The organism is Citrobacter sp. RHBSTW-00524, from assembly GCF_013747755.1.
Taxonomy (GTDB): domain Bacteria; phylum Pseudomonadota; class Gammaproteobacteria; order Enterobacterales; family Enterobacteriaceae; genus Citrobacter; species Citrobacter braakii.
The window spans coordinates 3,077,114-3,094,849 of the sequence record NZ_CP056421.1 but is presented as its reverse complement, the minus strand read 5'-3'; the positions used below and the strand labels follow the sequence as shown (position 1 = coordinate 3,094,849).

Below are 17,736 nucleotides of genomic sequence, written 5' to 3'. Positions count from 1 at the left end.
TCCTGAACATTAGCCCCCCATTCGCTCAGGCTGGGGGGCTTTTTTTATCAGAAGGTTAAGGCGTAGTTCAGACCAAACGTGCGGCCCCGGCCCTTGTATTCATACAGTGACGGGCTACCGTAGGTTGGGCTGTACAGCAGTGGCGCACGTTGTCCCCACAGCGTGGTGTATTCTTCATTCAGCAGGTTTTCCACGCTAAAGGTCAGTTTACCCAACGGGAGCTGATAGCTGCCGATAAAGTCCATCGTGTTATAGCCGTCCAGCTTATTGCCGCTGGCGTCCGTCAGATCAAATGTTTGCTGGCTCTGTACGCGCAATGTCCACGGTTCAGGTGCCCAGCCGACCCACGCGGTGGCTTTGGACGGGGAAGCCAGGGTGACATCCCATTTCTGCCACTTACCGTTTTGCTTCACTTCCGATTTAATGACGTTGAAGTTGCCACCCAGACTCCAGTCCGTATCCGCAATGAAATAATCCACCGCACCTTCAAGGCCATAAATACGGCGATCGTCGGGCTGAACGTTAATGGTCATATCGCTGCGGTTGATAACGATCGATTTATCCGAAGTAGAGTAGTAAGCGGCCAGCTGCGTGCGCAGACTGTCGCCAGTGTAGCGCCATCCCAGTTCGTAGGAGTTAACTTTAATCCCCTCCAGGCGTGAGTCCGCCACGTTGACGCTGCGCTGGAGCTGGTAATGATCGCCAACCAGGGAATAGGTGCCGTTACCGTAATATTTCCCCGGGTCCGGAAGCTCCACGCCCTGAGAGAAGTTAAACCATGTCTGCTGACGGTCGGTCAGGTGGGCGAGAATACCGGCGTTAAACAGGAAATTATCGTAATCGGTTTTACCGCCAGGAATGGTATCGGCGGAGTTTGCCAGGCCGGTGGCAATTCCCTGTTGTTGGGCATAGCCAACGAAATCATCCACCCTGTTTTCGGTCCATTGATAGCGCACACCGCCGCTGAGGGTAAAAATGTCGTTAATGTCATAGCTGTTCTGCAGGAAAGGCGCGAAGTTGGTGATGCTGTAACCGGGGTAACGCCCGGTGGTATAAGCGGTTCGGTTGTCCATACCGCCGGAGGGCAGGGACCAGGCCAGATCGAAGAATTTCTGATTGGAATCGAAGGTTTCGTGATCGGCATCGACACCCCACGTCAGCTCCCAGTTATCCATCAGCTGGCTGTTGAGGGTGATTTTGGCACCAAACTGGTCTGTGTCCTGCTGCGATGCGGAGAAACTGGTGACCTTGCCTTTGCTCAGCGTAGGGAAGGGGTAGAATTTCAGCGATTCGTCACGGTAATAGATTTGGCTGACCAGGTTCTGGCCGAAGAAATCCGCGTCTGAATACTGCAGGCTGATCAGATGACGCTCGGTGCCGGGAATACGATCGGAATTCAGTCCGCTGCTGGTATAAGCCTTACCGTTTCCCGTCACGGCGGACATGTTCTCGCCAAGATCCAGTCCGTAATCGTCATCCCCCTGGCTCTTATAATACTGCGTAACCAGCTGTAACTGACGGTTGTCGTCAAGCTCAATCGTTCCGGTGCCCATCACGTCCAGACGATCGGAGTGCTGCAGGCCGGTTTGGGTGTTATCCAGCAGCAGGGCATCGTGATTGCCGTCATACCAGCCGCCAAACCGTTGATACGCGACGGACATGCGCCCGGAAGCGCGATCGGTTCCTCCGCTCACCGCCGCGGCAACGCGTTCATCATGATCGTTACTGTTATTGAAGCCGCTTTTACTCCCCAGTTCGAGTTCTACTTCACGCTCCGGCTGGCCTTTTTTGGTGACAATGTTGATTAACCCACCGGTACTGCCGCCGCCATACAGTGAGGTTGCACCTGAGATGACTTCAATGTGTGCGATGTTAAACGGATCAATAGAATCCAGTTGACGACTGTCAGTACGCGAGGAGTTCAGACGGACACCGTCTATCAGTACTACGATGGCACGACCGCGCATATTCATGCCGTAGTTTGTGCGCCCCTGGCTGCTGACATCGATTCCTGGGATTAACTGAGCAAGAACATCTTTGAACTCTTTCCCCCCCTGAACCTGCTGTTCAATCTCGCTTCCTTCAATAACCCAGGTCGTTTGTGCCATTTCTGCCACGGTGCGTTGACTACGGTTGGCACTGACGATGAGGTTATCTTCCTCAGCCGCGATGGCTGGGAGAGTTAAAGACAACAAGAGAGGATTGAGCACCCAGAGACGCTTATGCATTCGTATTCCTTTTAAAAAGAGTCGATCTTTTTTTGTTATGGCGGTAGAGAAACCGATGGTTACATTGTGAAACCGGCGTTAAAACAAATGCGAATATTGCTGATAATAATTGTTGTTATCAATACATTTTACAAAAAATGATCGGATAAGATGATGAAAACACTGAATAATGTAGGGGTAATCCGCGGGAATCTAACCGGGGGCTTAATCAGCTCCCGGTGGTGTCTGTAGTGCGGGGAAATAGCGGGAAAGGGTTAAACTTTGATAAGTTCAGGCCACAGTCGCAGAGTCGTGTGTGCGATCTGCATCAGTTTTTCAAACGTCGCGCCTTCACGGGCGCTGATCGACATACCCTGTAAAATACAGTTCAGGTATTCGGCCAGTTTTTGCACGTCGCAATGGGCCGGAATTTCGCCTCGTTGCTGGCGCTGGTGAAGGAACTGGGTAAGCGTCTGTTCCTGCATTGCATGGCGGGATTTCACCGTGTGCGCAATATCCCGGGAAGAGGCCGCCAGTGTCGCGGAAGTGTTAATCATGAAACATCCCGCCGGGGTGTCTTTACTGGTAAAGCAGGTCGCTATTGCGGTGAAATAGTCTTCCAGCGCGCACTCAAGACTTTTTTCTTCACAAAACAGTTGGGCTTCATGCTTCGCTGCGAAGCGGGTGATGTAGCGGTCCAGTACGGCACGAAACAACCCCTCTTTATTGGTGAACTCTGCATACAGCGTGGGCGCTTTTGCGCCGGTTGCTTCTACGAGATCGGCGAGCGATGTCGCTTCATACCCGTGCTGCCAGAAGAGTGTCATGGCCTTATCAAGCGCGGCTTCCCTGTCGAACACTTTTGGTCGGCCACGGCTTTTTTTAGCACAACCTGTCATTTCAGTTGTCATGGCGCCGATGTACCTTTGTTGGGTTTATTGAATAACCATTATAAAAATATTCGACTGCACACTCCAGCGGATTAGCGATAAAAATAATTAAACGCTATTGATATGAAAAATAAGGTCTTTGTATTTTATATAACGATCATTATAAAAAAATGTTGACGTGTGACCTGGATCACATCTATGATTTACCTATCGATCGTTAAGTTAATCTTTGCGACACACATTCATCTGCTAAAGGTCACTATCATGAAAAACGTAAAAACTCTGTTTGTTGCTGCTGTTCTTAGCTCACTCTCATTTGCAAGCTTTGCTGCCGTTGAAGTTCAGGCCACACCTGCGGGCCAACAGAAAGTCGGTACTATTTCTGCGAATGCGGGGACTAACTTAGGTTCTCTGGAAGATCAACTGGCGCAGAAAGCGGATGAGATGGGGGCGAAGTCTTTCCGTATTACTTCTGTTACCGGTCCTAACACCCTCCACGGGACTGCAGTTATCTACAAATAAGAGTTAACCCATCGCAATGCCACTGCGAGTTAAATAAAAACCCCCGCGGAATAAAATCCAGCGGGGGTTTTTTATGCGCTGAGTTTACAGCGGTTGTTGAGCAACGTCGTGATGACGGGTGACATCGACCGGCATGCCTGAGCGAATCTCCATTGCATGTTCCATGACGGCAGGGTCCGTTTGCGCCGCATTCTTAAACGTCTGCATGGATGCGTTCAGCACGATCGGCAGCAATTGCGGGTCGTCATTGATTTTTTCGGACAACGGCTGGTGTACTTCAACCAGGCGCACGCCGTTAGGTTCAACAGATGCTTTGATTGGCGTATTGATAATATTGACCTTGGTTCCTGGCTTCACCTGACGGAACAGGGTTTCGATATCACCGTCGCGTAGACGAATACAGCCGGAACTGACGCGCATTCCGATGCCAAAATCAGCATTGGTTCCGTGCAGCAGGTACACACCGCCGTATGCCGCTAAGCGAATGGCATGATGGCCCATCGGGTTATCCGGCCCGGCAGGCACCACGGCAGGAAGGTCGATCCCGTTCGCTTTGTATCGCGCGCGGATATTTGCCGTAGGCGTCCAGGTCGGGTTGGCACGTTTATCAGAGATGGTGGTTACCATTGTGGGCGTCAGCGTGTCACCGCCTAACTGGCCAATACCAATAGGATACACGGTCACCGAATTTGTCCCCGGCTGGTAATAATAAAGACGCAGTTCGGCGAGGTTGATAACAATGCCTTCGCGCGGCGCGTCCGGCAGCAGGGTTTGCAACGGAATAGTCAGCACGCTGCCAGGTCGTGGTACGTAAGGGTCAACGCCGGGGTTGGCCTGTAGCAGCGCCAGAAAGCCGACATTGTATTTTTTCGCAATCGCTTCCAGAGAACCGCCATTGTCTTCGACAACGTGAACGGCATTCTGACCCACCACGCGGCTTCCCGGTGGCGGCAGCGGCCAGGTATTTGCCTGGGCCGGAAGTGCTAACGCGAAGGTCGCGGCAAGCGTAAAAAATGCTAACCAACGAGAGAGTCGTTTATTGTTTAACATCACCATAAATCCATTGTTTTTACGTGGTTTTTATTATGTAAAAGTAAACAAGAATTATGGCGGTTTGCAGTGTCGGGAAGTGCAGGGAAGTGCAAAGAGTTTGTAAATTCATCAGGCCGGGTGAGCGGAGGGCTCACCCGGCTTGACGCTAGGCTACTGCGTTTTCTTCAAGCTGGCGCATAAACTGGCGAACCCAGTCGATCCGTGCTTTACGCTCGCCCAACTCCTGCATGAATTTCAGGCGTGTTGGACCATCCAGACGGAAGTGTTGCGGTTGTTTTTGCAGTAAACCAATTAGCCAGACCGGGTTAACGTGGTTTTTCTCGGCAAACTCAATAGTACCGCCTTTTTCATTGCCTTCGAGCTTTCTGATCCCCAGTTTCTGCGCCTGCTGGCGTAAACGGGCAATATCCAGCAACGTCCGGGCCGGGTCGGGCAGCAGGCCAAAACGGTCTATCAGCTCGACCTTAATTTCTTCCAGCTCGGTTTCGCCTTTCGCACTGGCAATGCGCTTGTAGAACGACAGTCGCGTGTTGACATCCGGGATATAGTTATCCGGCAGAAGCGATGGCATGCGCAGTTCGACTTCGGTTTGCTGGCTGGTGAGATCTTCCAGCGACGGTTCACGCCCTTCTTTGAGCGCATCGACAGCGTTTTCCAGCAGCTCCATATACAGTGAGAAACCGATGCTTTCCATGGAGCCACTTTGATCTTCGCCCAGCAGTTCCCCAGCGCCACGAATTTCGAGGTCGTGGGTCGCCAACGCAAAACCTGCACCTAAATCTTCCAGCGAGGCGATGGCTTCCAGACGTTTTTGTGCGTCGGTGGTCATCGCTTTTGGGTGCGGCGTCAGCAGCCAGGCGTATGCCTGATGGTGTGAGCGTCCCACACGACCCCGTAGCTGATGCAATTGCGCTAAACCGAAGTGGTCAGCTCGTTCAATGATGATGGTGTTGGCAGTGGGAATGTCGATCCCGGTTTCGATAATGGTGGTACACACCAGCACGTTAAAACGCTGATGGTGGAAATCGTTCATCACGCGTTCCAGTTCGCGCTCGCGCATTTGCCCGTGGCCGATACCAATGCGCGCTTCCGGCACGAGTTCCGCTAATCTGTCAGCGGTTTTCTGGATATTTTCGACGTCGTTAAAGAGATAATAAACTTGTCCCCCGCGCATAACTTCACGCAGGATAGCCTCGCGTACCACCAGGTTGTCATATTCGCGCACGAAGGTTTTGACCGCCAGACGACGAGCGGGTGGTGTGGCGATGATCGACAGATCGCGCATGCCGCTCATCGCCATGTTGAGCGTGCGTGGAATTGGCGTTGCTGTCAGAGTCAGAATATCTACATCCGCGCGCATTGCCTTGATACGCTCTTTGTGGCGAACGCCGAAACGGTGCTCTTCATCGACAATCAGCAGCCCCAGATCTTTTAGCTTCACATCCGCTTGCAGCAGTTTGTGAGTGCCGATGAGAATATCGATTTTACCTTCGGCAACCTGCTCCAGAATCTGCGCTTGCTCTTTGGCGCTACGGAAACGGGACAGCATCTCAATGCGTACCGGCCAGTTGGCAAAGCGGTCGCGGAAGTTGTCGAAGTGCTGCTGAGCGAGCAGGGTGGTCGGTACCAACACGGCAACCTGCTTGTGATTCTCTACGGCGAGGAAGGCGGCACGCATCGCGACTTCGGTTTTACCAAAGCCGACATCGCCACACACCAGGCGGTCCATGGCCAGCGGTTGACACATATCGCTGAGTACCGCGTTGATCGCCTGCGCCTGGTCGGGCGTGGTTTCAAACGGGAAGCTGTCGCAAAACAGCTGATACTGTTCACGGTCATGCTTAAAGGCAAAGCCTTCTTTCGCTGCGCGCTGGGCATAAATATCCAGCAGCTCTGCCGCGACATCGCGGACTTTCTCAGCGGCTTTCTGTCGGGCGCGTGACCAGGCATCACCGCCCAGTTTATGCAGCGGCGCATTCTCTTCCGCGCCGCCGGCGTAGCGGCTTATCAGATGCAGCGACGACACCGGCACATACAGTTTGGCGTCGTTGGCATAGGTGAGCATCAGGTATTCACCGGTAATGCCGCCTGCTTCCAGCGTGGTCATACCGGCATAGCGACCCACGCCGTGCTCCAGATGCACCACTGGCTGACCGGGATGCAGCTCCGCGAGGTTACGAATTAACGTATCCGGGTTGATGGTGCGACGAGAATCCTGGCGGCGACGCGCCACGCGTTCACCGAGCAGATCGCTTTCACAAATCAGCGCCAGATTGCGTTTGCTATCGATGAAGCCGTGCTCGGCTGAGCCAATCATCAGATAACGACCGTTGTCTACGGCTTCGTCGAGTCGCAATATCCGCTTCGGCGCGACTTTGATGCGGGCGAGCAGTTCGCCTAGCGCTTCCCGGCGTCCTTCACTTTCCACCGAGAAAATTACCGGACCGGTAAAGCCCTCCAGGAATTTACGTAATGCATCTAACGGTGCTTTTTGCTGTGCCTGAACGGCGATATCCGGCAGCTTCTGGAACCCGAGGTTGGTATTCGCCGCTTTCTTCGGCAGACTCTCGGTTTTCAGCTGAACACGCGGCCAGCGTTTAAGTTCAGAAAACAACTCATCAACCCGCAGCCACAGCGATTCCGGTGGCAGAAGCGGGCGCATCGGATCAACGCCGCGATTCTCAAAGCGTGACAGGGTATCGGCCTGGAAGCGTGCTGCGCTGGTCTCGATATCGCCGGTATTTACTAATAACGTATTGGCGGGGAAGTAGCTGAACAGCGGCGGCAGCGGCTCGCTGAAAAACAGCGGTTGCCAGTATTCAATCCCCGTAGGTAACGTGCCTTTGCTGACCTGTTGATAAATATGCTCGGCGTCGCGTTTTACCTCAAACGTATCACGCCACTGACTACGGAACAGCTCAATGGCCGTTTTGTCAGTCGGGAATTCGTGTGCGGGCAGCAAATTAATGGCATCGACTTCTTCCAGCGTGCGCTGAGTGTCAGTATCAAACAGACGCAGGCTGTCGATTTCGTCATCAAAGAAATCCAGACGATAAGGCAATTCGCTGCCCATCGGGAACAGATCTAACAATGCGCCACGCGTGGCGTATTCGCCGTGTTCCATGACCTGATCAACATGGCGATAGCCAGCACTGTCCAGTTGTTCGCGCAAGGCGTCGCGCGAAAGCCGCTGGCCTTTTTTCATGACCAGCGCATGACCGTGCAGATAGCTGTGCGGACAGACACGCTGCATCAGCGTATTTACCGGAACGATCAGTACGCCGCGCTGCATGGCGGGCAGTTGATACAGTGTGGAGAGCCGTGAGGAGATAATCTCCTGATGGGGAGAAAAGCTGTCATAGGGAAGCGTTTCCCAGTCAGGCAGGTTCATCACCATCTGGTCAGTAAACTGACGAATTTCATCATGCAGACGCAAAGCATTTTGCATGTCCGGCGCGATCAGCACCACTGGACCCGCGTGACGTTCGGCGATTTCGGCGACCAGCGTTGCGCAGGCGGCACCCGTAAGCTCACCCAACTGGCGCTGATCGGAAGCGCCCGTTGGGAGCGTGTAACGATGTTGTTCAGGCATTCGGTTGTCAGGATCTCGTTTAGATATACATCTGATAAGCAATGTTCTTTATTATCCGTGATCGTTTCTCATAAGCAAATTGATTCGCCCCCGAATGGGGGCAAAAAGCGCGTAGGGGTTAGCGCGAGGCGAGCGATAAAGAGGGCGGGGAAAAGAGCAGATCGGCCACGGTTTTTTGTGAAATCTTACGCACCAGCAGGCCAAACAGGGTGCACAGCAGCAGACAGGCGAACGGATACACCAGTAGCAGGGCCAGCTCCGCGTATGCAGGCCAGGCGGCATGATTGATTTTGGGGATAAGCGTTAAGCTGAACAGCTCAACCAGAATACGGTGTGTGGTGTAGATGGCGATGGTATTGGCGCCAATCACGCTTAACGGACTGGACGCGCGCATGCCAAAGTGGAGCTCGAACTGATAAAACAGCTTCATGATCAACACAATGGAAAGGAGAGAAAGCAATAGCGAGACATTTGCCAGCCACGCGACGACGGCGACGATTGTGCAACCCAGAACAATGACCGCATGACGGCGCAGGGGCACCTCCTTGATCCACGCCATCAGCGTTGCGCCAAACCATGCGCCGAGGCTATACCAGGGCAAATTGCGAATCACGCTGTTCATTCCCCACCACGGGGTCGGGAAAAAATTGATCGCCACGCTCAGCGCCACAAATAATGCTAACAGCGGCATCGCCCAACGGCTGAAAATTTTACACAGAACAAAATAGACAATCAGTGCGTACAGATACCACAGGCTGGTACTGGCGGTCAGCATCCCGTGGGTAAAACCCGCAATCGAATCCGCATAAGCGGCGTTGGCGGCATGGGTCAGATCGCGCTGCGGGGCGAGCCAGTTATTAAGCGCCACCAACGCCAGCCATTGCACCACTCCCCAAAGCACCAGCACCCAGGCGATACTCCAGATCCGTTTATCCACGCAGGTTGTCCACGGGACGTTATCGATGTAGCGACGGATCAGATACCCCGAAATAAAGAAAAACACCGGCATGCGAAACGGTGCCAGGTACAAATTGAGGTAAATCCAGCATTTGCTCAACACCTCTGACAGTGGATGCTGAAAAGTGGTGAGGTGCGGGTAAAATGTGATCACCGAGTGGTAAATCACCACCAGACAAATGCATAACCCCTTGATTTGATTAATCCATAGTTCTTTTTTATTCATTGAGACGGCGCATCCATATTGATTGCTATAGCCTGCCATCCTGCGCAACCCGCTGTGCGCTGTAATGCGTAACTGTCTGCATTTTGTTTTTTTAGGATAAAGGTCAGGGATCAGGGTTGAAGGGGAGAGGGACAACTTTAGCGGTTTGATTTATTTATACTTTTAAGAATAGTGCTGACGAACACTTACGGTTCAGTCATTTACCCATTCCGCTTTCGCTTATATACTCGTGACTTTGCTAACAGCAACCAGACGGATTTCATGTACCAACCTGTCGCTCTATTCATCGGCCTGCGTTATATGCGTGGGCGTGCAGCAGATCGCTTCGGTCGCTTCGTTTCCTGGCTCTCCACCATTGGCATTACTCTCGGGGTAATGGCGCTGGTTACGGTGTTGTCGGTGATGAACGGTTTCGAGCGCGAGCTGCAAAACAATATTCTTGGCCTGATGCCTCAGGCCGTCCTCTCGTCTGAACAGGGTTCTCTAAACCCGCAACAGCTACCGGAAAAAGCGGTGGTGTTGAACGGCGTCAACCGCGTTGCACCGATAACCACGGGGGATGTGGTACTGCAAAGTGCGCGTAGCGTGGCAGTCGGCGTGATGCTGGGTATCGACCCGGCGCAAAAAGATCCATTAACGCCATATCTGGTCAATGTGAAGCAAACAGATCTGCAGCCGGGTAAGTATAATGTCATCCTCGGAGAGCAGCTTGCCGGGCAACTGGGTGTTAATCGTGGCGATCAAATTCGCGTGATGGTGCCCTCAGCCAGCCAGTTTACCCCCATGGGGCGTCTGCCGAGCCAGCGTCTGTTTACGGTAATTGGCACCTTCGCCGCCAACAGCGAAGTCGACGGCTACCAGATGCTGACCAACATCCAGGATGCGTCACGTTTGATGCGTTACCCGGTGGGCAATATTACCGGCTGGCGTCTGTGGCTCAACGAACCGTTAAAGGTTGATACGCTGAGCCAGCAAACGCTGCCGCAAGGCACCAAATGGCAGGACTGGCGCGAGCGCAAAGGGGAATTGTTCCAGGCCGTGCGTATGGAGAAAAACATGATGGGGCTGCTGCTTAGCCTGATCGTGGCGGTGGCGGCATTTAATATTATTACCTCGCTGGGTCTGATGGTAATGGAGAAGCAAGGGGAAGTGGCGATTCTACAAACGCAGGGGCTGACGCCGCGGCAGATAATGATGGTGTTTATGGTTCAGGGGGCCAGTGCCGGGATTATCGGCGCGCTGCTGGGCGCGGTGCTGGGCGCATTACTCGCCAGTCAACTGAACAACCTGATGCCAATTATCGGTGTGCTTCTGGATGGGGCTGCGCTGCCGGTCGCCATTGAACCGCTGCAGGTTATCGTCATTGCGCTGGTGGCGATGGCCATCGCGCTGCTGTCTACGCTTTATCCTTCCTGGCGCGCTGCCGCCACTCAACCCGCTGAGGCTTTACGTTATGAATAAGATCCTGTTGCAATGCGACAACCTGTGCAAACGCTATCAGGAAGGCACAGTGCAGACCGATGTACTGCACGATGTCAGTTTTTGCGTCGGTGAAGGTGAGATGATGGCGATTGTCGGCAGCTCCGGTTCCGGTAAGAGTACGTTGCTGCATCTGTTAGGCGGGCTGGATACGCCAACTTCCGGCGATGTCATTTTTAGCGGTCAGCCGATGAGCAAACTCTCGTCGGCGGCGAAAGCGGAACTGCGTAATCAGAAGCTGGGCTTCATTTATCAGTTCCACCATCTGCTGCCGGACTTTACCGCGCTGGAAAACGTGGCGATGCCGTTGCTGATCGGCAAGAAAAAACCGGCTGAAATCACCGAGCGCGCACGGGATATGCTGAAAGCAGTAGGGCTGGACCATCGTGCCAGCCATCGTCCGTCTGAACTGTCAGGCGGTGAACGCCAGCGCGTGGCCATCGCTCGTGCGCTGGTGAATAACCCGCGCCTGGTACTGGCGGATGAGCCAACGGGTAACCTTGATGCGCGTAACGCGGACAGCATTTTCGAGCTTCTGGGTGAGCTGAACCGCTCTCAGGGCACGGCATTTTTGGTGGTGACACACGATCTGCAACTGGCGAAGCGCATGAGCCGCCAGCTTGAAATGCGCGATGGTCGCCTGACGGCTGAACTGAGCCTGATGGGAGCTGAGTAATGGCTTCGCCTTTATCGTTATTGATTGGTCTGCGTTTTAGCCGTGGTCGGCGGCGCGGCGGCATGGTCTCGCTGATTTCCGTGATTTCCACCGTTGGCATTGCGTTGGGCGTCGCGGTGTTGATCGTCGGCTTAAGCGCCATGAACGGATTTGAGCGTGAGCTTAACAACCGTATTCTGGCCGTGGTGCCGCACGGTGAGATTGAAGCCGTGAATCAGCCGTGGAACAACTGGCAGGAAGCGCTCGACAAGGTACAGAAGGTACCAGGCATTGCTGCTGCGGCGCCTTATATTAACTTTACCGGGTTGGTGGAGAGTGGGGCGAACCTACGCGCAGTGCAGGTGAAGGGCGTTGATCCGCAGCAGGAGCAGCGTTTAAGCGCGCTACCCTCGTTTGTGCAAAACCACGCATGGGATAATTTCAAAGCGGGTGAGCAACAAATCATTATTGGTAAGGGAATTGCCGATGCGCTGAAGGTGAAGCAGGGCGACTGGGTATCGATTATGATCCCTAACGCCAGTGCGGATCATAAGTTACAGCAGCCTAAACGCGTGCGTTTGCACGTCACGGGGATCCTGCAACTGAGCGGTCAGCTCGATCACAGCTTTGCCATGATCCCAATGGAAGATGCGCAGCAATACCTGGATATGGGATCCAGCGTTTCCGGGATCGCGCTGAAAGTGAACGACGTGTTTAACGCCAATAAGCTGGTGCGAGACGCGGGTGAAGTCACCAATAACTATGTGTACATTAAGAGCTGGATCGGTACTTATGGTTATATGTATCGCGATATCCAGATGATCCGCGCCATTATGTATCTGGCGATGGTGCTGGTGATTGGCGTGGCCTGTTTTAATATCGTTTCCACGTTAGTGATGGCGGTAAAAGACAAAAGCGGCGATATTGCGGTATTAAGAACCCTTGGGGCTAAAGATGGCCTTATCCGTGCCATTTTTGTCTGGTACGGCCTGCTGGCGGGGCTGTTCGGTAGCCTGATAGGCGTCGTCATTGGGGTGGTTGTCTCGCTGCAACTGACGCCGATCATTAACGGGATTGAGGCGCTTATCGGCCATCAGTTCCTGTCCGGCGATATCTATTTCATTGACTTCCTGCCATCGGAATTACACTGGCTGGATGTGATTTACGTGCTGGTGACAGCACTCGTGCTGAGTCTTTTGGCAAGTTGGTATCCGGCGCGTCGCGCCAGCAATATTGATCCTGCGAGAGTACTTAGCGGCCAATAACAATATATACACGAAAGCATTCATGCGGCGGTAAGGCGGCAAACCGAAATCTCCATGAGCATAGATAACGATGTGACTGGAGGGTGAGGGCGCAGCCAACCCCAAGGCATCTTGAAGGATGACGTGTATCAAGGAGCGGTGATGTATTACGGATTTGACATCGGCGGGACCAAAATTGCGCTGGGCGTATTTGATAAGCAACGTCGTTTGCAATGGGAAACACGCGTCCCTACGCCTCGCGACAGCTATGACGCTTTCCTTGATGCGGTCTGCAATCTGGTGACGGAAGCGGACCAGCGGTTCGGCGTTAAAGGTTCGGTCGGCATCGGCATTCCTGGCATGCCGGAGACGGAAGACGGCACGCTGTATGCGGCCAACGTTCCTGCTGCCAGTGGTAAGCCACTCCGCGCCGATCTCAGCGCTCGCCTTGACCGCGATGTGCGTCTGGATAACGATGCTAACTGTTTTGCCCTCTCCGAAGCCTGGGATGACGAGTTCACCCAATATCCACTCGTGATGGGGTTGATCCTCGGCACCGGTGTTGGCGGCGGTCTGGTGCTTAACGGGAAATCCATCACCGGGCGCAGCTATATCACCGGCGAGTTTGGTCATATCCGTTTGCCAGTCGATGCGCTGACGTTGATGGGCTTTGATTTCCCATTGCGCCGCTGCGGGTGCGGTCAACTGGGATGCATCGAAAGCTATCTTTCCGGCGGTGGATTTGCGTGGTTGTATCAGCATTACTACCATCAATCGCTGGATGCCCGTGAAATTATCGCGCTGTGGGAGCAGGGTGATGAACAAGCACGTGCCCATGTTGAACGCTATCTGGATTTGCTGGCGGTGTGCCTTGGGAATATCCTGACTATCGTCGATCCTGATTTGGTGGTGATTGGCGGAGGCTTGTCGAATTTTACCGCTATTACGACGCAACTGGCGGACCGACTGCCACGTCATCTGCTGCCGGTTGCCCGGGTGCCGCGTATTGAGCAGGCGCGACACGGTGATGCGGGCGGGATGCGCGGAGCCGCTTTCCTACATCTTACCGATTAATACAAAGAGGTTGTTATGCTGTCGCGCCGGGGTCATCGGTTAAGCCGCTTTCGTAAAAATAAACGCCATATGCGCGATCGCCTGCGTCAACGAATCTTTTTCAGAGACAGAGTGGTGCCTGAATTGATGGAAAAACCAAGAGTGTTGGTACTGACGGGAGCGGGAATCTCCGCTGAGTCAGGAATTCGAACCTTTCGCGCGGCGGATGGTCTCTGGGAAGAACATCGGGTAGAGGACGTTGCGACTCCGGAAGGATTTAGTCGTAATCCGCAGCTGGTCCAGTCGTTTTATAACGCCCGTCGTCATCAGTTGCAACAATCAGAAATCCAGCCTAACGCGGCGCATATCGCGCTGGCAAAACTCGAAGCCGAGCTGGGTGACCGTTTTTTACTGGTGACGCAGAACATTGATAACCTGCATGAACGTGCGGGCAGCCAGAACGTAATCCATATGCACGGCGAACTGCTCAAGGTTCGCTGTTCGCAAAGCGGGCAGATTCTGGAGTGGACTGGCGATGTGACTGCGGAAGATAAATGCCATTGTTGCCAGTTTCCGGCGCCGCTGCGCCCGCACGTGGTGTGGTTTGGTGAAATGCCGCTGGGCATGGATGAAATTTATATGGCACTGGCAATGGCCGATGTGTTCATTGCGATTGGTACATCGGGCCATGTATACCCGGCAGCGGGGTTTGTGCATGAAGCTCGACTACATGGGGCGCATACGGTAGAGCTAAATCTCGAACCGAGCCAGGTAGGAAGCGAGTTTGAAGAGAAGTATTACGGTCCGGCAAGCCAGGTGGTGCCTGAGTTTGTTGAGAAATTATTGAAAGGACTGTGATTTTTATGCCCGATACGCGCAGCGCCATCGGGCATTCCTTACAACGCTGAATTAACGTCCTGCTTTCAGCTTCTGATAATACTCTTCATAGATAGCGCTGGCGGAACCGACATCATTCTGCCATTCCCCTTTGTTGATGGTTTCTGCATCAGGGTAGAGGGTTTTATCGTTCGCGACTTCAGGGCTTAACAGCTTACGTGCTGCCAGGTTTGGCGTCGGATAACCGATGGTTTCCGCGACTTCTTTCGCCACGTCCGGGCGCAGCAGGAAGTTAATCAGCTTCAGCGCACCTTCTTTATTTTTTGCGTTTGCTGGAATAGACAGGCTATCCATCCAGAAAATCCCACCTTCTTTCGGCCATACCACTTCCAGCGGTGTACCTGCCTGACGCGCCACATACGCGGAGCCGTTCCACACCATCCCCAGATTGACTTCGCCTTCCATATACGGGTTGGCCGGGTTGTCAGAGTTAAATGCCGCGACGTTAGGCATCAGCTTCTTCAATTCGTTATAGGCGGCTTCAATCTCTTTAGGATCGGTGGTATTGCCGGAGTATCCCAGCTTGCGCAGCGCCATCTGGAACACTTCACGCGCATCATCCGTTAACAGCAGGCTACCTTTGTACTCCGGTTTCCACAGATCGGCCCAGCTGGTTACTGTTTTCGGGTCGATGGCATCGCTATTGATGCCAATGGCCGTCGCACCCCAGATATACGGGATAGAGTAGTCATTGTTGGGGTCGAATGGCTTGTTGAGCATTTCCGGATCGAGGTTGTGGAAGTTGGTCAACGTCGACTTGTCGATCTTCTGGATCATGCCTTCTTTGCGCATTTTATCGACGTAATAGGTGGACGGAACCACCAGATCGTATGCGCCGTCTTTATAGGTTTTGAGCTTGGCGTACATGGTTTCGTTCGACTCGTAGGTCGAATAGATAACCTTAATGCCGGTCTCTTTGGTGAACTGCTCCAGCAGTCCAGGCGGGACATATTCGGTCCAGTTATAGAAATAGAGCGTGTTGTTGTCATTAGCGTGAGCGGCGCTCATGCCCAGTGCCAGAGCACCCGCCGCGAGCAGGTGGCGTGACCATTTTTTCATCATTTAACGTCCCCTGAATTAAGGGCCTTAGCGGCCCTTGGTTTTATCACGTGCAATAAGCTGGCTGGCAATCACCATAACCAGCGACAGAACCAACAAAATGGTCGCCAGCGCGTTCACCTCTGGTGATACGCCGACTTTTACCATTGAGTAGATTTTTAACGGCAAAATTTCATAACCAGGCCCGGTAACGAAGGACGACACGACGACATCATCCATCGACAACGTAAAGCTCAGCAACCAGCCGGCAGCCACTGCAGGCATTGCCAAAGGCAGTATAATCTTGCGCAGAATAGTCACTTCACTGGCGCCGAGATCTTTGGCGGCTTCAAGCATTCGTACATCAAAACCTTTCAGACGTGAGTAAACCGTCACCACCACAAAAGGTAGACAAAAAGTGATATGCGAGAACAGCAGTGACCAGAAACCCAGTTGAATGCCGATCAGCATAAACAGCACCAGCAAAGAAATCGCCATTACGATATCCGGCGACATCATCACCACGAACAGCATGCCGCTGACAAACGGTTTACCGCGAAAACGGTAGCGGTAAAGTGCAACCGCTGTGAGTGAACCGATCAGCGTGGCAAACGTGGCGGATAGCACCGCCATCGTCAGCGAGTGTTGCGCTGCCTGTAGCAGGCTATCGTTGTTCATCAGCAGGCCGTACCATTTGGTGGTAAAACCTTGCCAGTTGATGCCAAAGCGCGAGCTGTTAAAGGAGTTCACAATCAAAATAATGATTGGAATATACAGATACGCGTAGATGGCGGTCATAAAACCGCCTCTGAGCAGCCGACCGATCATTCGCGTTTCACCTTCTTGTTCAGAAGGCGCGATGTTTTCAGAGTATTGAAAATAATCAACTTTTTCTCTTCTCCAAAATCTCTCCAAAACTTCCCGCCAAAACAGATAGCCAAAAAGAAGCAGCTATCACTAAGGCCGCGAATTTTACAACAATTTTTAGGATGATCGGGAAAAAAAGGCCATTTAAATGACCCGCTTTACCCATTGCTGACTGCGAGTGGCGGTATAGCAATCGGTTCAGGGAACAATTAGCGCACGCTACCGCTGTAGTGGTAAAGGGGAGGTACTTGACTGCAAAGCCACGAAAGAGCATGGCGTCCCAGTGTTTGAAACCTGTGAACGCTGCAGGGAGCATGCTTAACGAAGGGTAACGAAATTGACGGGAATAGTGGTTTTTTGGATATCAATTTCCTGGCCCGGTGGTAACAAAAAACAGAAAACACCAGAACGGCGTTTTACGCTATCTACAGCGTAAATTTCTTGAATCACCCTGTTTTACGACACAAGAATTTACCTTTAATGACACCGTCAAAGAAACGGCCTTTAGATTGCACCGTGAGAAAAGAGTTATAGATGCTTTCAGGAACGCCCACATACTGGAAAGTTGAAGAATTTACGAACCCAATCTCCAGTATCTTTTCTAATGGGTAGTAACCAATAAATTTTATTTTTGATGAAATCATTGCCTGTCGTTGCATTTTTTCTCCTTCAAATTTTTTAATTTTCCTTCTCTGATAATACACTGATATGAAACAAAAGGAGCATAGTTTTGTAAATGTTATGGCTGTTTCAGAATTTACTGGTTGGATGAAATGATTTTCTTTGTTGCTTTAATTTCCTCAGTTGTGAAAAATAGCACGAAAATTCGTTGCTGGATTTTTACGGATTGAAATGGGATTTCCTTTAAGTGACTGATAAATATATTTTATTTTATTTTTCGTTATCCAGGGGACGACCGGCTGTATGTTATTGCGGGTGAACAGAACTCTTTGATTATGCTGTCTCAGTTTCCATTTCTAAGATTTTGCGAAAAATTAAATGAAAAAATAACTTGCTATTGTTTGTGGGGTGTGTGATTAATGAGGGGTTGGTTAG

At 52.4% G+C, this 17,736-nt stretch carries 14 protein-coding genes and 1 pseudogene; 7 read left to right on the top strand and 8 right to left on the bottom strand.

Translation table 11 applies throughout. The annotated features are described in order from the left end of the window. Window positions 1–47: 47 nt before the first annotated feature. Both HV229_RS14980 and comR read right to left on the bottom strand, forming a co-directional pair. On the bottom strand, window positions 48–2,228 hold the full coding sequence (locus HV229_RS14980; protein ID WP_019076496.1) for a TonB-dependent siderophore receptor: 2,181 nt from the start codon (window positions 2,226–2,228) through the stop codon (window positions 48–50). Window positions 2,229–2,482: 254 nt separating this feature from the next. Beyond that, window positions 2,483–3,118 carry a TetR family copper-responsive transcriptional repressor ComR gene (comR, locus tag HV229_RS14975; RefSeq protein ID WP_016156207.1) on the bottom strand — a complete coding sequence of 212 codons (636 nt, stop codon included), beginning with the start codon at window positions 3,116–3,118 and terminating at the stop codon, window positions 2,483–2,485. 243 nt (window positions 3,119–3,361) lie between these two features. Here comR and bhsA point away from each other — a divergent pair, with 243 nt between their 5' ends. Then, window positions 3,362–3,619: a multiple stress resistance protein BhsA gene (gene bhsA, locus HV229_RS14970; RefSeq protein WP_029139491.1), complete on the top strand. Its 258-nt coding sequence runs from the start codon at window positions 3,362–3,364 to the stop codon at window positions 3,617–3,619. Between the two features lie 84 nt (window positions 3,620–3,703). Here bhsA and HV229_RS14965 read toward each other — a convergent pair whose 3' ends face one another. The 3 genes from HV229_RS14965 to HV229_RS14955 form a co-directional block, all read right to left on the bottom strand. Continuing rightward, window positions 3,704–4,669: a L,D-transpeptidase family protein gene (locus HV229_RS14965; protein ID WP_049041343.1), complete on the bottom strand. Its 966-nt coding sequence runs from the start codon at window positions 4,667–4,669 to the stop codon at window positions 3,704–3,706. A 148-nt stretch (window positions 4,670–4,817) separates the two neighbouring features. Beyond that, the gene (gene mfd, locus HV229_RS14960; RefSeq protein ID WP_016152681.1) at window positions 4,818–8,264 is read right to left on the bottom strand and encodes a transcription-repair coupling factor; all 3,447 of its coding nucleotides are present in this window, start codon (window positions 8,262–8,264) and stop codon (window positions 4,818–4,820) included. 118 nt (window positions 8,265–8,382) lie between these two features. Next, a complete protein-coding gene (locus HV229_RS14955) occupies window positions 8,383–9,447 on the bottom strand; it encodes an acyltransferase family protein (protein WP_016156211.1) in 1,065 nt (354 codons plus the stop codon). Window positions 9,448–9,708: 261 nt separating this feature from the next. Here HV229_RS14955 and lolC point away from each other — a divergent pair, with 261 nt between their 5' ends. From lolC to cobB, 5 genes are all read left to right on the top strand, one after another. Continuing rightward, window positions 9,709–10,908, top strand: coding sequence for a lipoprotein-releasing ABC transporter permease subunit LolC (gene lolC / locus HV229_RS14950; RefSeq protein WP_003030806.1), 1,200 nt, complete (start codon window positions 9,709–9,711; stop codon window positions 10,906–10,908). Continuing rightward, complete coding sequence (gene lolD / locus HV229_RS14945; RefSeq protein WP_003832278.1) at window positions 10,901–11,602, top strand: lipoprotein-releasing ABC transporter ATP-binding protein LolD; 702 nt, start codon at window positions 10,901–10,903, stop codon at window positions 11,600–11,602. Before lolC ends, lolD begins: the two co-directional genes overlap by 8 nt. After that, on the top strand, window positions 11,602–12,846 hold the full coding sequence (lolE, locus tag HV229_RS14940) for a lipoprotein-releasing ABC transporter permease subunit LolE (RefSeq protein WP_016152683.1): 1,245 nt from the start codon (window positions 11,602–11,604) through the stop codon (window positions 12,844–12,846). The genes lolD and lolE overlap by 1 nt, the downstream gene beginning before the upstream one ends. A 141-nt stretch (window positions 12,847–12,987) precedes the next feature. Next, on the top strand, window positions 12,988–13,899 hold the full coding sequence (nagK, locus tag HV229_RS14935) for an N-acetylglucosamine kinase (protein ID WP_016152684.1): 912 nt from the start codon (window positions 12,988–12,990) through the stop codon (window positions 13,897–13,899). A 15-nt stretch (window positions 13,900–13,914) separates the two neighbouring features. Then, a complete protein-coding gene (cobB, locus tag HV229_RS14930; protein WP_016152685.1) occupies window positions 13,915–14,736 on the top strand; it encodes a Sir2 family NAD+-dependent deacetylase in 822 nt (273 codons plus the stop codon). A 51-nt stretch (window positions 14,737–14,787) separates the two neighbouring features. Here the strand turns inward: cobB and potD are convergent, their stop codons facing one another. Further along, window positions 14,788–15,834: a spermidine/putrescine ABC transporter substrate-binding protein PotD gene (gene potD, locus HV229_RS14925; protein WP_029139492.1), complete on the bottom strand. Its 1,047-nt coding sequence runs from the start codon at window positions 15,832–15,834 to the stop codon at window positions 14,788–14,790. 27 nt (window positions 15,835–15,861) lie between these two features. Continuing rightward, a complete protein-coding gene (potC, locus tag HV229_RS14920; RefSeq protein WP_003030794.1) occupies window positions 15,862–16,641 on the bottom strand; it encodes a spermidine/putrescine ABC transporter permease PotC in 780 nt (259 codons plus the stop codon). A gap of 238 nt (window positions 16,642–16,879) precedes the next feature. Here potC and HV229_RS14915 point away from each other — a divergent pair. Next, window positions 16,880–16,987 (top strand): annotated as a pseudogene (locus HV229_RS14915) (antitermination protein); the annotation flags it as partial. Window positions 16,988–17,126: 139 nt separating this feature from the next. On the opposite strand, the gene HV229_RS14910 reads toward HV229_RS14915, so the two are convergent. Beyond that, window positions 17,127–17,339 carry a KTSC domain-containing protein gene (locus HV229_RS14910; RefSeq protein WP_016152687.1) on the bottom strand — a complete coding sequence of 71 codons (213 nt, stop codon included), beginning with the start codon at window positions 17,337–17,339 and terminating at the stop codon, window positions 17,127–17,129. Window positions 17,340–17,736: the final 397 nt, after the last annotated feature.

Excerpts from the sequence above, each read along its gene's own strand:
- HV229_RS14980 (WP_019076496.1), bottom strand. The coding sequence starts at position 2,228 with ATGCATAAGCGTCTCTGGGTGCTCAATCCTCTCTTGTTGTCTTTAACT.
- comR (WP_016156207.1), bottom strand. The coding sequence starts at position 3,118 with ATGACAACTGAAATGACAGGTTGTGCTAAAAAAAGCCGTGGCCGACCA.
- bhsA (WP_029139491.1), top strand. The coding sequence starts at position 3,362 with ATGAAAAACGTAAAAACTCTGTTTGTTGCTGCTGTTCTTAGCTCACTC.
- HV229_RS14965 (WP_049041343.1), bottom strand. The coding sequence starts at position 4,669 with ATGTTAAACAATAAACGACTCTCTCGTTGGTTAGCATTTTTTACGCTT.
- mfd (WP_016152681.1), bottom strand. The coding sequence starts at position 8,264 with ATGCCTGAACAACATCGTTACACGCTCCCAACGGGCGCTTCCGATCAG.
- HV229_RS14955 (WP_016156211.1), bottom strand. The coding sequence starts at position 9,447 with ATGAATAAAAAAGAACTATGGATTAATCAAATCAAGGGGTTATGCATT.
- lolC (WP_003030806.1), top strand. The coding sequence starts at position 9,709 with ATGTACCAACCTGTCGCTCTATTCATCGGCCTGCGTTATATGCGTGGG.
- lolD (WP_003832278.1), top strand. The coding sequence starts at position 10,901 with ATGAATAAGATCCTGTTGCAATGCGACAACCTGTGCAAACGCTATCAG.
- lolE (WP_016152683.1), top strand. The coding sequence starts at position 11,602 with ATGGCTTCGCCTTTATCGTTATTGATTGGTCTGCGTTTTAGCCGTGGT.
- nagK (WP_016152684.1), top strand. The coding sequence starts at position 12,988 with ATGTATTACGGATTTGACATCGGCGGGACCAAAATTGCGCTGGGCGTA.
- cobB (WP_016152685.1), top strand. The coding sequence starts at position 13,915 with ATGCTGTCGCGCCGGGGTCATCGGTTAAGCCGCTTTCGTAAAAATAAA.
- potD (WP_029139492.1), bottom strand. The coding sequence starts at position 15,834 with ATGAAAAAATGGTCACGCCACCTGCTCGCGGCGGGTGCTCTGGCACTG.
- potC (WP_003030794.1), bottom strand. The coding sequence starts at position 16,641 with ATGATCGGTCGGCTGCTCAGAGGCGGTTTTATGACCGCCATCTACGCG.
- HV229_RS14910 (WP_016152687.1), bottom strand. The coding sequence starts at position 17,339 with ATGCAACGACAGGCAATGATTTCATCAAAAATAAAATTTATTGGTTAC.